Below are 14035 nucleotides of genomic sequence, written 5' to 3' on the forward strand. Positions count from 1 at the left end.
CCGTTCGGTTCGGACGCCGAACACCTGAGAGCGGAGCTTGTATGACGCGTGACCTGCCCTTCGACGATGACGGCGACGGGGCTGCGGGCGATCACGCTGGGGATGCCGCCTATCGCGTGGCGACCGGGGTCGCGCGCGTTGCCAGGGCAGGCGCCTATGTCACCGGAGGCGCCCTGATCGCATCCAACGGCACTGCCGCCCCCACCAACGAGTCGCACGACAGCCACATCACCGGTTGGTCGACCAACGATCCGCAGCCGAACGCGCCGAGCCCGGTCGTCACCTACCCCGATCCCGACCCGGACTCCGTGCCGCCCACGCTGGGCAAGCCGTCCCCGGTCGGCCACGGCCTGCCCGGGCAGCACGGCGCGCATGTCCCGCCCGCGGGCAGCGGCTTCGGCCTGCCCGACCTGCACGGCGGGACCGGTGGCACTCAGGGTTTCACGCTGCCCAACACCGGCACCGACGCCGTTCCCGGCGGGGGTGCGCCCGGTGTCGGCGGACTGCCGTCGCTGCCGGAGTCGGCTCAGGGTGGTAGCACTCCGTTCGGCGGTCTCCCGGGCGCCGATCAGGGTTCCGGGGGTGGTTTCGGGCTACCGGAGCTACATCAGAACCAGGGCTCCGGGGGCGGTTTCGGGCTGCCCGAGTTGCATCCGGCGCACGGGTCCGCGGGCGGTTTCGGGCTGCCCGGTCTCGAGGATCAGTCCGCACATGCGTTCAGCGGCAACGGTTTTACCGGTAGCGGCCTCGGCCTGCCCGGCACCAACGGCCTGCACCTGCCCGGCATGAACGGGATGGGCCCGGGCGGCCTCGGGCTGCCCTCCGATGCGGGCACGCACGGCACCGTCTTCGACGGCGTCGGCGACGGCGGGCATCCGGGTCTGTTCGTCGGCACCGAGATGAAGGTGGATGCCCACATCGGCCTCGACGGCATCTGGGTCACCACCGAGACCAAGATCGATATCGCCGCCGGTGACGTCGGCCATCAGCTCGACAGCTACTCCAACTGGCTGGGCCGCGGCGTCGACCACATTCCGACCGGCGACCCGTCGGCGGGCGGGGTGCCCGGCCTGGTCAGCGGCCTGACCTCGAACGGCCCGATCGCGCAGGCGGCCCCGGCCGCCGCGCCGCACGCCGGCACCATCGCCGCCGCCGGTCCGCATGCGCACGGCCCGCACGCGCACGGCGTCGCCCCGGCGGGTGCGGCGGGCTCCGGTCCCACGCTGCCCGGCGGTTCGGCCGCGCCCGGCACCGGCCCGGCCGTCGCCGGAACACCCGGTCCCGCACCGGCTTTCGGTGGAGCTTCGGGCCCCGCACCGGCTTTCGGCGGAACTCCGGGCCCCGCACCGACCTTCGGCGGTGCCACGGCCCCCGCCTTCGGTGGGGCGCCGAGCGTTTCGCCGGCGATCGCCACCCAGCCCGCGCCGATCGCCGCCCCGGCTCCGGCGAATATGGCTGTGACGCAGCCCGTTTCGGCCGTCGCCGCGGCTCCGGCCGTCGCGGCGGTGGCGCCGGTCCCGGTGGCCGTGCAGCCGGTGGCCGCGACCCCGATCCAGACGGTGACCCATCCGGAAGCGACCGTGCATCCGGGCGTGAACGTGCTGACCGGGTGGACCCCGGCGGCCGTCGTGCCCGCGCTCGCGGACGGCTCCGCGCCGACCACGGGCCGCCATGCCGCCGACGGTCAGCACGGCACGCACTCGCCGACCTCCGCGTCGGCCATCGCGCAGCCGTCGACCGTGTCGCCGTCCACCGCCGCCCACGCCACCCCGACCCCGGGCAGCATCACCGCGCCGACCACCGTCGACGGCACCAGGCTGCCGACGACGGGTGCGCACACCACGGGGACCGTGCCGACCACGGGCGAGACCACCCGAACCCCCACCACGGGGACGCACGATTCCTCCGGCCAGGTGACCACGACCACCGCCCCGCACGGAACCGGTTCCGACACAACGGGATCGGACACGACCACCGGCCGCTCGGGCTCGGACACCACGACGGGGACCGGCCATTCCGGTTCCGACACAACCGGTTCCGATACGACGGGCACCGGCCAGACCGGTTCCGATACGTCCGGCGGCGCCCACAGCGGTTCCGACACGGCGAGCCCCGGTCACAGTGGTTCCGATACGAGCGGGGCCGGGCCGACCACCGCCACCGGCTCGGACACCGCGGGCACCGGGACCGGCTCGGGTACCGCGGGCACCGGGACGCACGGCTCCACCGCCACCGGTGCGACCGCGCCGACCGCGCCTGTGCCGACCCATGATTCGCCGGTGACCACGCCCCCGAGCGTCCCCACCCACAGCGCGACCGCGCCGTCGGCGGGCTCCCCGTCGAACGCGGGTGAGGTCGGCACCGCGCCGGGTCATCAGGTTCCGGTCGTGCCGCCGCACTCGGTGGTGCCGCCGACCACCGTGCCGCACGCCCCGATCCAGCCCGTCGCGTATGTGATGGACGACCACAACGGCGGCGCCTGGGCCGACGGCGATCACACCGGTCTGCTCGCGGCCGGCGGCACGCTGTCGAGCGGGCTGATGCCGGAGTCGACCGTCGCCGAATTCCACCACACGGTGCTGCATCCGGCCGCCGACTACCACATCACGCTGTGACCGGGTCTGCACTGGACACTGCCACGGCGAAGCATCCCGACGCGATGGCGCCGCTGCTCGCTCTCCTCGACGAGCTGGCGGGGCTGACGCGCGCCGCCGGTCGTGCGGATCTGACCGCGCGCCTGGGCATGTCGCGGGCCCGCGTCGCCGATCCGCGGGTGCGGCTGGTCGTGGTGGGCGAGCCCAAGAACGGGATGAGCACGCTGGTCAACGGGCTGGTCGGGGCGGTGGTGAGTGCCACCGACAGCCCGGTCAGCGTGCCGGTGATCGCCGAGTACGGTCACGAGTCGTCCGCGACGCTGGTCCGCGCGCTGCCCGGCGGCCGCACCGAGCGGCAGCCGGTGGACCCGCTGAATCCGGGGCCCGCGCTGTCCGCGGAGGGCGTGATCCGCGCCGAGTTCACCGAGCCCAGTGCGCTGCTGGCCGAGGGTTTCGTGGTGATGGACGCGCCCGGCGCACCCGCCGAGACGCCCACCACCTGGTCGCTGATCGCGGCCGCCGACGCGGTGCTGTATGTCGTGGAGGCTCGCGCGGAATACACGCCGGAGCAGATCGCGCTGCTGCAGCGCATTCAGCAGGTCTGCCCGACCGTCGTGTGCGTGCTCAACAAGATCGACCGGTATCCGCACTGGGCGCGGGTGCAGCAGCGCAACCGGGAACTGCTCGACAATGCGGGCCTCGGCTTCGCCGTCGCGCCCATCTCGGCGGAGCTGCATCGGCGCTCGGGTCGGGATCAGCGGCTGGACATGGAATCCGGTGTGCCGCAACTGGTCGACCACCTGCGCGACTACGTGCTCGGCCGCGCCGACTCGGTCGCGCGCGACGCCGCGGTGCGCGATATCTGTTCCATCACCGACCATCTCGCGCTCGCGCTCCGGTCGGAGGCCGAAACCCTGCGCGATCCAAGGCGTTTCAACGAGATCACCGAGCGGCTGCGGATGGCCCGCGCGGAGGCCGACGATCTGCGGCAGCGCTCGTCGAACTGGCAGGTCGCCCTCGCCGACGGCTGCTCGGAGCTGATGGCCGACATCGAGCACGATCTGCGGCACCGGCTGCGCAGCCTGATTCGCGACACCGAGACCGAGATCATCCAGAAGGACCCGGCGCCGGGCTGGAAGGAGTTCGGCGCGGATCTGGACGCACGCATCTGCGAGGCGGTGGAGGAGAACTTCGTCATCGCGCACTACCGCTCGGCGGAGCTGGCCGAGCAGGTGGCGGCGAAGTTCCCCGGGGGTCCCGGCCAAAAGCATGCCGGGATGACGAATGGCCAGCACGCCGGGATGACGAATGGCCAGCATGCCGGGATGACGAATGGCTCCGTAGTCGATCTGCCGGATATGCGGCTGGAGAATCCGGGCGAGGTGCTGGAGCCGGTCGCCTCGCTGGAACCGTTGAGCAGCGCCAAGATCGGCGTGGTCCAGCCCGTGCTGAACGTGATGCGCGGCTCCTACGGCGGCCTGCTGATGGTCGGCGTGCTGCTCACCGCGCTGCTGAATATGCCTCCGGTGAACTGGTATTCGGGCGCCGCGGCGGTGCTGTTCGGTGTCAACGCGGTGTGGGAGGACCGCCGGATGCGCCGCGAGCGCCGCCAGGCCGAGGCCAAGGTCGCGGTGTCCCGCCTGATGGACGACGTGATCTTCCAGGTGAGCAAGGAATCCCGCTTCCGGCTCCGCGCGGTACAGCGCACCCTGCGCGACCACTTCACCGACCTGGCCACCCAAACCCTCCGCTCGGTCGACGAATCCCTCCGCGCCGCAGAGGAAGCCGCCGCCATGCACTCCCCGGAGGGCCGCAACCGCCGCCTCACCGACATAGAAAACGCCCTCGTCGGCCTCCGCGAGGTCCGCGAAAAGGCCGACACACTGTAGATTCCGGCCAAAAGCACGCCGGAACCACGAGAGAGCGCTCCGGAATGACGAGAGAGCACTCCGGAATGACGAGAGTGAGCCGTCATTCCGGAGTGTGTTCGTTGTCATTCCGGCGTGCGTCCGTCGTGGTCCCGGCGTGGGTCCGTCATGATCCCGGCGTGCGTCCGTCATGATCCCGGCGTGGGTCCGGTCCGTCATGATCCCGGCGTGCTTTTGGCCGGGATCACCCCGCCCGATGGGCAGGCTGGAATTCTCCTGCGCCGACGTTCTGTTCGGCGCGGATGACGTGGGTGAGGGCGTTGATGAGGGCCAGGTGGGTGAAGGCCTGGGGGAAGTTGCCGAGGTGGCGGCCGGTGCGGGGGTCGATCTCCTCGGCGTAGAGCTCCAGGGGGCTGGCGTAGCCGAGTAGTCGTTCGCACAGGCGGCGGGCCCGCTGGACCTCGCCGATCTCCACCAGCGCGGACACCAGCCAGAACGAGCAGATGGTGAAGGTGCCCTCCGCGCCGGACAATCCGTCGTCGGTGGTCTCGGTGCGGTAGCGCAGCACCAGGCCCTGATCGGTGAGGTCGTCGGCGATGGCGAGCACCGTCGCGCGCACGCGGTGGTCCTCCGGCGGCAGGAAACGCACCAGCGGCACCAACAGCAGTGAGGCGTCGAGGTTTTCGCTGCCGTAGCTCTGGGTGAGCACCCCCTCGGAATTGACGCCGTTCTCCAGGATGTCGGCCTTGATCTCCTCCGCGGTCTCGGCCCACTTGTGCGCGAAGTCGACCTCGCCGTGCATCAGCGCCAGCTTGGCCCCGCGGTCCAGCGCCACCCAGCACATCACCTTCGAGGACGTGAAATGCTGTGGCGCGCCGCGGATTTCCCAGATTCCGCGATCGGGCTCGCGCCAGTGGTCGATGGCCGCCTGCACCTGCTGTTCCAGCATGGGCCACAACGTTTCCGGCACCTGCTGGCGCGACTTCACGTGCAGGTACACCGAATCCAGGATCACCCCCCACACGTCGTGCTGCTGCTGGTCGTACGCGCCGTTGCCGATGCGCACCGGGCGGGCGCCGTCGTAGCCGAACATATGCGGCAGTTCGTATTCGGTGATCTCGCGCTCGCCGCCGACGCCGTAGAGCACCTGCAGCGGCAGCGTATCGCCGTTGTCGCAGGTGGCCACGTCGTGCAGGAAGGCGAAGAAGTCGTCGGCCTCCCGGTTCAGGCCCAGCGTGTACAGGCCCCACAGGGCGAAGCTGGAATCGCGCACCCAGCTGTAGCGGTAGTCCCAGTTGCGTTCGCCGCCAGGGGTTTCCGGGAGCGAGGTGGTGGCCGCGGCCAGCAGCGCGCCGGTGGGCGCGTAGGTGAGGCCCTTCAGCGTGAGCGCGCTGCGCTGCAGATAGCCGCGCCACGGATGGTCGGGGAACTTGCCGAGCGTGATCCACTGCCGCCAGCACTCGGTGGTGGCCCACATCTTCTCCGCGGCCTCGGCGAACGTGCGCGGCGGCGGCAGCGGCGACCAGGACAGCGCGACATAGACCTGATCGCCCTCGGCCATGCGGGTGCGGGCGCGCGCCTCCCGGCCCTCCAGGCCCAGCCGCAGATCGGTGGTGAGGGTGACGCTCCCGCAGGGTGCGTCCGGGCTGTCGCAGGTCGCGGTGGCCTGCTCGTAGACCTGGCCGGTGTACTCCCAGGTGGCCGGGGCGCGGTGGTAGTCGAAGGCCGGTTCGCAGCTGACCTCCAGCTCCACCACGCCGCTCACGCATTTCACCGTGCGCAGCAGGATGTGCTCGGCGTCCCAGTCCATGGGCGTGCGGCGAAAGGTGCGGCTGCGCTTGTCGTTGTTGTGCCAGGGCCCCAGCACCAGCGCGTCACGCACGATGAGCCAGCCGGTGTCGGTCTGCCAGGTGGTCTCCACGATCATGCCGCCGGGCAGATAGCGGCGCGCGGCCGGCACGTTCACCCCGTACGGGCCGACCCGGAAATGACCGGCGCTGCGATCCAGCATGGCGCCGAAGACGCTGGGGGCGTCGGGACGCGGCAGGCACATCCACTCCACCGCGCCGTTGCGGGCGATCAGACAGGAGGTCTCGCAATCGGACAGGAACGCGTAGTCGTCGATGGGCGGGAAGGCCGACTTGTGCGTGGTGCCCAGAGCGGCGGGGACGAAGCCACCGGCGAGCTGGGCGTCGGGCACATCGCTCAGGGCATCGCGCGGGACCGGCAGCGAATCGGGCTCGAAGTCGTCGTCGGAGTCGTCGGTGATCGGTTCGTCGAAGGACGCCATAGTGACCATCATGGGTCGGTGTCGCGATCTCGTCCACAAACCGGTGAGCGCGCCCCGGATCGGGCGATGGCGTTCCGGAAACGGCGACCGGGCGCGGCCGTCGTTCGGGAAAACTACTAGGCTGGGGCCGTGCATCATATCGCTGACTTGTGGGACGGCTTCGAACTGTGGGTGGCCGGCCTGCCCTTCGTTCCGCAGTTCGCCGTGGTCCTGGTGGGGATGGTCCCGGTCAGCTTCGGCATCGCGTATCTGCTCGACCGGGGCCTGCGGGCGGTGCTGCGGCTGCTCGGCCGCGACCGCAACCACGTCGCGGAGCCGGTGCCTGCCGCCGTCGCGGCGCCGCCGGTGCGGAAGAAGGCGGCTTGATGCCGCGTTCGCGAGTCCAGCTCGCCCTGATCGCCCTATTGCTGCTGATCATCGTCGCATGGCTGGTCACCCGCTGATTTTCGGGAGCACGTGAGTCGCGGGCCGGAGTCGGCTACTGTGCCAGGCATGCCAACTGATGAGGATTTCGCGGAGCTCGAGCAGATGCTGGAGTCCGACGAACTCGACGAGGGTCCCCGCCTGATCGCCACCCACTACTGCGCCCCCGACGAGGCCATCGAGATGGTCCGGGCCGCCCAACTCCTCGGCCTCGGCGTCCGCCTGCACAACCGCCTCCGCGTCGACGAAGCCGGCGAGGACGGCGAGGAGACCGCCACCGAGGAATGGATCCTCGACCTCCTGGAAAGCCCACCCGAGGTAGAGGAGGACTAGCCCTCCGGGCTGTGATCCCGGCCAAAAGCATGCCGGGATGTCGGGACTCGGCGGGCCGGGATGTCGGGACTCGGCGGGCCGGGATGTCGGGACTCGGCGGGCCGGGATGTCGGGACTCGGCGGGCCGGGATGTCGGGACCCGGCCGCCGGGATGACGGGACCGGCCGCCAGGATGACGGGACCGGCCGCCGTATTCGGTACTGCCCCAGCATTACTCTCGCTTTGCCCCCGCGTGTTCCCTTGTTTTTGCTCCCCGCGTGTTCCCTCGTCTTGCCCCCGGCGTGCTTTTGGCCGGGGGCATTTTCCTTTAGCGTGGCGTCAACCCCCTCTGCTACTGTTTGCCCGTGTCGTCGAGTGCTGTCCCGCAGGTCCGCCATGAGTTGGCGTTGATCGCGGTTGGATGCCTCGTCATCGCGGATATCTACTGTCGCTGAGTGCAGATCGGGTGCGTCTGCGCGTTCTCGCCTAGACTCGGCGCGTTCCTTTTCGCAGACGTGACCCGTTTTCGTGACAGGTCTACCGGCAACCACATCCCGCCACCGATCGGCCCATTCCGGTGGCGGCGGCAGGAAAGGTCCCTCCCGATGTCTCGCACCTCCTGGCTCTTCTCGCGGGGACGCCCGGGCGCGGTCGCGCTCGCCGCACTGGTGGCGGTCGGCCTCACCGCCTGCAGCGGCGGAGCCAGCGACACCGTGGGCGGGAGCGGCGGCGGGGGCGGGGGCAGCAAGCTGACGCTGTTCGCCTACTCGGTGGCCAAGCCCGGCTTCGACAAGGTGGCTCCGGCGTTCAACCGGACCGAGCCCGGCAAGGGCGTGCAGATCCAGCAGTCCTACGGGCCGTCCGGCGATCAGTCCCGCAAGGTCAAGGACGGCGCCGACGCCGACGTGGTGTGCTTCTCCGTCGAGCCCGACATCACCCGGCTGGTCGACTCCGGTCAGATCGATCCGAAGTGGAATGCCGACGCCGACAAGGGAATTCCGTTCGGGTCGGTGGTCGTGATCACCGTGCGCAAGGGCAACCCGAAGGGCATCCACGACTGGAACGATCTGCTGAAGCCGGGCGTGGAGGTGGTCACCCCGAACCCGTTCAGCTCCGGCTCGGCCAAGTGGAACCTGCTCGCCCCCTACGCGGCCGAGAGCGACGGCGGCAAGAACCCGCAGGCGGGCCTGGACTACCTGGGCAAGCTCATCGCCAAGGAGCACGTGAAGGTGCAGCCGAAATCGGGCCGCGAGGCCACCGACACCTTCCTGCAGGGCACCGGCGACGCGCTGATCAGCTACGAGAACGAGGCCATCTACTCCGAGCGCGAGGGCGACCCGATCGAGCACGTCGTGCCGCCCACCACCTTCAAGATCGAGAATCCGGTGGCGGTGCTGAAGAACTCCCGCAACCTGGACCGGGCGGTGGCGTTCAAGGACTTCCTCTACACCCCCGCGGGTCAGAAGGCGTTCGCGCAGGCCGGATTCCGGCCGGTCGACCCGCAGGTGGCCGCCGACTACACCGGGGACTTCCCGCCGCCGCAGAAACTGTGGACCGTCGCCGACCTGGGCGGCTGGAAACAGGTCGACAAGGACCTGTTCACCCCCAACACCGGCAGCATCGCGGTGATCTACGACAAAGCGACCAAGTGATGACCGCCCGGATCGAGCAGCGGCCCGCGCGGTCCTGGCTGCGAATCACCGGATCGGTCGGCCCGATCGGCATCGCCACCGCGGTGCTGTGGCTGAGCGTGATCGTATTGCTCCCGTTGGCCGCGTTGGCATTTCACGCCTTCGACGACGGCTGGTCCGGCTTCTGGAGCGCCGTCACCGCGCCCACCGCCCTGGACGCGCTGCGGGTCACCGTTCTGGTCTCGGTGGTGGTGGCGCTGCTCAATGTCGTGATGGGCACGCTGGTGGCCTGGGTATTGGTGCGCGACGACTTCCCCGGCAAGAGCATCGTCAACGCGCTCATCGACCTTCCGTTCGCGCTGCCGACCATTGTCGCCAGCATCGTGCTGCTGTCGCTGTACGGGCCGGAGAGCCCGGTCGGCATTCATCTCAACGCCACCCGACCCGGCCTGGTGGTGGCGCTGGCGTTCGTGACGCTGCCGTTCGTGGTGCGGTCGGTGCAGCCGGTGCTGATCGAGGCCGACGCCGAGGTCGAGCAGGCCGCGGCCTCGCTGGGCGCGGACAATGTCACCATCTTCCGGCGCATCGTGCTGCCCACGCTGGCGCCCGCGATCATCTCCGGCGGCGGGCTCGCCTTCGCCCGTGCCATCGGCGAATACGGTTCGGTGGTGCTGATCGGCGGCAACATCCCCCGGCAGACCCAGATGGCCTCGCAGTACATCCAGCAGCAGATCGAGGTGGACCGCCCGGTGAACGCCGCCGCGGTATCGGTTGTGCTGCTGGCGATCTCGTTCGCCACGCTGTTCGTGCTGCGGCTGTTCGCCGAGCGCACCGCGCGGAAGGAGCAGTTGTCGCGATGAAACTGTCCGCATCGACCCGGATCTCGCTGCGCGCGATCGCACTCGGATACCTGGTGGTGCTGCTGGTGGCGCCGCTGGCCATCATCCTGTGGCGCAGCTTCGGGCACGGCATCGGCGCGTTCGTCGACTGGATCAGCACCCCGGCGGCGATCTCGGCGTTCAATCTGACCATGGTGATCATCGCGATCGTGGTCCCGGTGAACGTGATCTTCGGGGTGATCACCGCGATCGCCCTGGTGCGCGGAAACTTCCCGGGCCGCACCCTGATTCAGGGCGTGGTCGACCTGCCGTTCGCGGTGTCGCCGGTGGTGGTGGGCGTCGCGCTGATCATGCTGTGGGGCGTCAACGGCTGGTTCGGCGGCGTCGAGCACCTCGGCATCAAGGTGATCTTCGGCCTGCCGGGCATGGTGATCGCCACCATCTTCGTGACGCTGCCGTTCGTGGTCAGCGAGGTGGTGCCGGTGTTGCACGAGATCGGCGACGATCAGGAGCAGGCCGCGGCCACCCTCGGCGCCACCCGCTGGCAGACGTTCTGGCGGATCACCCTGCCCGCCATTCGCTGGGGCCTGACCTACGGCATCGTGCTCACCGTCGCCCGCGCGCTGGGCGAATTCGGCGCGGTGATCATGGTGTCCTCGGCGCTACCCGGAATTTCGCAGACGCTGACGCTGCTGGTGAGCGGCCGCTACACCAACGACCACAACACCTTCGGCGCCTACTGTGCGGCGACCCTGCTGATGGGCATCGCGCTCGTCACCCTCATCCTGATGACCATTCTCGAACGCAAGCGGGGCAGTGCCACATGATCACCGTGACCAATGCGAACAAGCGCTACGGCTCGTTCGCCGCGCTGAACGACGTCAGCATCGACATCCCGTCGGGCGAATTGACCGCGCTGCTCGGCCCGTCCGGCTCGGGTAAGTCCACCCTGCTCCGATCGATAGCCGGACTGGAATCCCTGGATTCCGGGGTGGTCACCATCGCGGGTCGCGACGTCACGCGGGTGTCGCCGCAGAAGCGCGATATCGGATTCGTTTTCCAGCATTACGCCGCGTTCAAACATATGACCGTGCGCGACAATGTGGCGTTCGGATTGCGGATCCGCAAGCGGCCGAAGAGCGAAATCGCGAAGCGCGTCGACGAATTGCTCGGCATCGTCGGCCTGGACGGTTTCCAGCACCGCTATCCGGCGCAGCTGTCGGGCGGCCAGCGCCAGCGCATGGCCCTGGCCCGCGCGCTCGCGGTCGACCCGCAGGTGCTGCTGCTGGACGAGCCGTTCGGCGCGCTCGACGCCAAGGTGCGCCAGGACCTGCGCACCTGGCTGCGGCGGCTGCACGAGGAGGTGCACGTCACCACGGTGCTGGTCACCCACGATCAGGAGGAGGCGCTCGATGTCGCCGACCGGATCGCGGTGATGAACGCCGGGCGCATCGAGCAGATCGGCAGCCCGGAGGACGTCTACGACCGTCCGGCCAATGAATTCGTCATGTCCTTCCTGGGCGCGGTCGCGAAATTGAACGGCCACCTGGTGCGGCCGCACGATATCCGCATCGGGCGCGATCCCGGTATGGCGCTGGCCGCGCACGAGGGCACCGCGGAATCGGCGGGCGTCACCCGCGCCACCGTGGAACGCGTCGTGCATCTGGGATTCGAGGTGCGCCTGGAATTGCGCAATGGCGCCACCGGCGACCTGTTCACCGCCCAGGTCACCCGCGGCGACGCCGAGGCCATGAAACTGGTCGGCGGCGAAACCGTTTATGCGCGGGCGACCCGCATACCGGAGCTGCCCGCATCTCGACACGCCGATCACAAATAACGTTTCGTCATCGCACCGTGTGATCGAATACCTCCCGTGCCGAACGAGTAATTTCGTCGATGTTCGGAGCATGTGCTCGTGTGGATCGCGTTCGCGCGCGATCGTTTCGCGGCCCGGAAATTATGCGGGCAGTCCCTGTCAATCACCGTCGCTGTCGTTCGGGTGCCGAACGGATGTGATCGAGTGGGGGAGCGGCGGCTGCACAGAATTCACGAATCCATGCAAATTCCCAGAATATCGCTGGCCGCGGTGGCGGGCTGCTGCGCACTCGCGCTGTACAGCGGGAACACCGCGAATCTCTCGCTCGGGCCGGATCGGCTGGTCGCCGGCGAGGCGGTGCGCATATACGACGACCCGCCGCGCGACGCCTACACCCGACCCGCCCCGGCCGACCTGCTGCCGCGCCCGCCGGTCGACGATCAGAGACATCTGGATCCCGATCCGCAACAGTGGGACAACGCCCGGTCGATCGTCGCCGTGGTCCGCGCCCGCGCGCTGCCGGTCTACGCGGCGGTGCTCGCGGTGGCGACGGCGCTGCAGGAGTCCCTGCTGGAAAACCTCACCGAGGCAGTGGATTGCGACTCGCTCGGCCTGTTCCAGCAGCGTCCCTCGACGGGCTGGGGCACGCCCGAGGAACTGACCGACCCGGCCTACGCCGCGGGCGCCTTCCTCGACGCGCTGCTCGCCCGCGTCCCCAACTACCGCAGCCTCCCGCTGTGGCAGGCCGTCCAGGCCATCCAGGCATCGGCCTACCCCCAGCGCTACGCCCAGTGGGAACTCCAGGCCGCCACCATGGTTCGCACCATTTTGAGCCGATAGTCCCTTCGGGCATATTCGTCCTCCGGCCCCATGCCTGGCCGAAATCCACTACCGGCTGGCGGCTAGGGCGGACAACCGTGTGTCCGGTGGTTGGCAATTTCTCGGCACAGTGGTTGCCTGAACACCGGGTCGAATCACGGTTCGATAAACGGCTCGTCGATCGAGGTGGATGCGATGACGGTTGGGCTCGGAGTCAGTATCGGCACGGTGAACACGGTCTGCGCGGTCGCGTCGGGCGGCGGGGGACGGCACGGGCATCGGCCGAACCGGATCGCCCCGTCGGCCACTTGGCGCACCACGCTCACCTTCGACAGCACCGGCACCGCCCGCGTCGGCCGCATCCCCCGGCACGGCCGGGCCATCACCGAATTCGCCGATCTCACCCAGCGTTCCGCGGCGACGGCCCGGGTCGGGCACCGCGCGCTGTCGGCCGCGGACCTGGTCGCGACGGTGGTGGCCAGCGTGGCCGGGCAGGTGCTCGGCGGCCCGCCCGGACCCGAGGTCGCCCTCACCGTCACCCATCCGGTCGGCTATCCGCCGGACCGGGTCGCCGAGCTGCGCCACGCGCTCGCGGCGCTCGGGCTCGGGCACGCCACACTGGTGTCCGAGCCGGTCGCCGCGGCCGCGTGGCTGGCGGCCGCCCACGGCCCGCTGATGCCCGGCCTGGCCCTGGTGTACGACCTGGGCGGCTCCGGCCTCACCGTCACCCTGGTCCGGGTCGGGGCGGGCTGCCCGGTCGATCCGGTCGTGGGAGAACCGTTGCGCTGCACCGATTTCGGCGGCCGCGCCTTCGGCGCCCAGCTGGCCCGCCGGGAGCGGTGGTCGGCCGGGGTGGGGCCGTCGCTGGCGCACCGCGTCACCGATGCGGCCATTACCGAACTGCGCACCGCTCACGTGCGGCACTCGCTCGAGGCGGTCTACGAGTGCCTGCGCATCGCCGATGTCACCATGGCCGATGTCGACTGCGTGCTGGTGGTCGGCGGCGCGGCCCGCCCGCCCGAGGTGACGGGGTTGCTGGCCGGTGCGCTGGCCCGGCCGGTGATCGTGGCCCCCGACCCCGAGCGCACCATCGCCGACGGCGCCGCCCTGCTGGCCTACCGCCTCGGCGAGACCGCCCTCGGCGGCGGCGCCCGGCGCGGCCACTCCGCCCGGCAGCTGCGCCGCCGGCTCGCCCGCGCGGCGGCGGTGGCCGGTGCCGTGGCCATGGCCGGTGCGCTGATATCCCTGGTCCCCGGCGACCATCCGGCGCCCGTGTCCGGACCGCCGGTGCCCGTGATGCACCATTTCGGTGAACGTGACGCGGGGCACATTACCCCGCGGTAAACGCGCATCGAGGCGGCGTCGACCTGCCGAAACCCGCCGGATCCCCATTGTTCGGTGCACGAGTGTTCACTTCAATGTGAAGAGCTACTGCGTCGCTAT

At 70.0% G+C, this 14035-nt stretch carries 12 protein-coding genes; 11 read left to right on the top strand and 1 reads right to left on the bottom strand.

From position 1 onward, the window contains the following. Positions 1 to 41 precede the first annotated feature (41 nt). Positions 42 to 2615: a hypothetical protein gene (locus tag HPY32_RS45575; protein ID WP_067593070.1), complete on the top strand. Its 2574-nt coding sequence runs from the start codon at positions 42 to 44 to the stop codon at positions 2613 to 2615. A gap of 44 nt (positions 2616 to 2659) precedes the next feature. Further along, the gene (locus HPY32_RS05575; protein ID WP_067596169.1) at positions 2660 to 4483 is read left to right on the top strand and encodes a P-loop NTPase family protein; all 1824 of its coding nucleotides are present in this window, start codon (positions 2660 to 2662) and stop codon (positions 4481 to 4483) included. Positions 4484 to 4706: 223 nt separating this feature from the next. Here the strand turns inward: HPY32_RS05575 and HPY32_RS05580 are convergent, their stop codons facing one another. Next, the gene (locus HPY32_RS05580) at positions 4707 to 6752 is read right to left on the bottom strand and encodes a glycoside hydrolase family 15 protein (RefSeq protein ID WP_067596168.1); all 2046 of its coding nucleotides are present in this window, start codon (positions 6750 to 6752) and stop codon (positions 4707 to 4709) included. 129 nt (positions 6753 to 6881) lie between these two features. Between HPY32_RS05580 and HPY32_RS05585 the strand changes: the two genes are divergently transcribed. The 9 genes from HPY32_RS05585 (at position 6882) to HPY32_RS05620 (ending at position 13936) form a co-directional block, all read left to right on the top strand. Next, complete coding sequence (locus HPY32_RS05585) at positions 6882 to 7118, top strand: hypothetical protein (RefSeq protein WP_156674669.1); 237 nt, start codon at positions 6882 to 6884, stop codon at positions 7116 to 7118. A gap of 126 nt (positions 7119 to 7244) precedes the next feature. Beyond that, entirely contained in the window at positions 7245 to 7508 is a 264-nt protein-coding gene (locus tag HPY32_RS05590; RefSeq protein WP_098693780.1) for a hypothetical protein, read from the top strand. Between the two features lie 344 nt (positions 7509 to 7852). Beyond that, entirely contained in the window at positions 7853 to 7942 is a 90-nt protein-coding gene (locus HPY32_RS46485) for an Ms4533A family Cys-rich leader peptide (RefSeq protein ID WP_373686599.1), read from the top strand. A gap of 150 nt (positions 7943 to 8092) precedes the next feature. Further along, positions 8093 to 9139, top strand: a complete 1047-nt coding sequence (locus tag HPY32_RS05595) for a sulfate ABC transporter substrate-binding protein (protein WP_067593067.1) — start codon at positions 8093 to 8095, stop codon at positions 9137 to 9139. Then, positions 9139 to 9978: a sulfate ABC transporter permease subunit CysT gene (cysT, locus tag HPY32_RS05600; RefSeq protein ID WP_067593064.1), complete on the top strand. Its 840-nt coding sequence runs from the start codon at positions 9139 to 9141 to the stop codon at positions 9976 to 9978. The genes HPY32_RS05595 and cysT overlap by 1 nt, the downstream gene beginning before the upstream one ends. After that, a complete protein-coding gene (cysW, locus tag HPY32_RS05605) occupies positions 9975 to 10784 on the top strand; it encodes a sulfate ABC transporter permease subunit CysW (protein ID WP_067593061.1) in 810 nt (269 codons plus the stop codon). The genes cysT and cysW overlap by 4 nt, the downstream gene beginning before the upstream one ends. Beyond that, a complete protein-coding gene (locus HPY32_RS05610) occupies positions 10781 to 11794 on the top strand; it encodes a sulfate/molybdate ABC transporter ATP-binding protein (RefSeq protein WP_067593058.1) in 1014 nt (337 codons plus the stop codon). Before cysW ends, HPY32_RS05610 begins: the two co-directional genes overlap by 4 nt. A 219-nt stretch (positions 11795 to 12013) precedes the next feature. After that, positions 12014 to 12613 carry a hypothetical protein gene (locus HPY32_RS05615; protein ID WP_156674668.1) on the top strand — a complete coding sequence of 200 codons (600 nt, stop codon included), beginning with the start codon at positions 12014 to 12016 and terminating at the stop codon, positions 12611 to 12613. 174 nt (positions 12614 to 12787) lie between these two features. Further along, positions 12788 to 13936, top strand: coding sequence for an Hsp70 family protein (locus tag HPY32_RS05620; RefSeq protein WP_156674667.1), 1149 nt, complete (start codon positions 12788 to 12790; stop codon positions 13934 to 13936). Positions 13937 to 14035 lie beyond the last annotated feature (99 nt).

Origin of the sequence: Nocardia terpenica (genome assembly GCF_013186535.1) — a bacterium.
GTDB classification, from domain to species: Bacteria; Actinomycetota; Actinomycetes; order Mycobacteriales; family Mycobacteriaceae; genus Nocardia; species Nocardia terpenica.

What these genes read in the sequence shown, in the direction of transcription:
- HPY32_RS05610 (WP_067593058.1), top strand. Translation starts at nt 10,781, where the DNA reads ATGATCACCGTGACCAATGCGAACAAGCGCTACGGCTCGTTCGCCGCG.
- HPY32_RS05575 (WP_067596169.1), top strand. Translation starts at nt 2,660, where the DNA reads ATGGCGCCGCTGCTCGCTCTCCTCGACGAGCTGGCGGGGCTGACGCGC.
- cysW (WP_067593061.1), top strand. Translation starts at nt 9,975, where the DNA reads ATGAAACTGTCCGCATCGACCCGGATCTCGCTGCGCGCGATCGCACTC.
- HPY32_RS05580 (WP_067596168.1), bottom strand. Translation starts at nt 6,752, where the DNA reads ATGGCGTCCTTCGACGAACCGATCACCGACGACTCCGACGACGACTTC.
- HPY32_RS05620 (WP_156674667.1), top strand. Translation starts at nt 12,788, where the DNA reads ATGACGGTTGGGCTCGGAGTCAGTATCGGCACGGTGAACACGGTCTGC.
- HPY32_RS05615 (WP_156674668.1), top strand. Translation starts at nt 12,014, where the DNA reads ATGCAAATTCCCAGAATATCGCTGGCCGCGGTGGCGGGCTGCTGCGCA.
- HPY32_RS05595 (WP_067593067.1), top strand. Translation starts at nt 8,093, where the DNA reads ATGTCTCGCACCTCCTGGCTCTTCTCGCGGGGACGCCCGGGCGCGGTC.
- HPY32_RS05590 (WP_098693780.1), top strand. Translation starts at nt 7,245, where the DNA reads ATGCCAACTGATGAGGATTTCGCGGAGCTCGAGCAGATGCTGGAGTCC.
- cysT (WP_067593064.1), top strand. Translation starts at nt 9,139, where the DNA reads ATGACCGCCCGGATCGAGCAGCGGCCCGCGCGGTCCTGGCTGCGAATC.
- HPY32_RS45575 (WP_067593070.1), top strand. Translation starts at nt 42, where the DNA reads ATGACGCGTGACCTGCCCTTCGACGATGACGGCGACGGGGCTGCGGGC.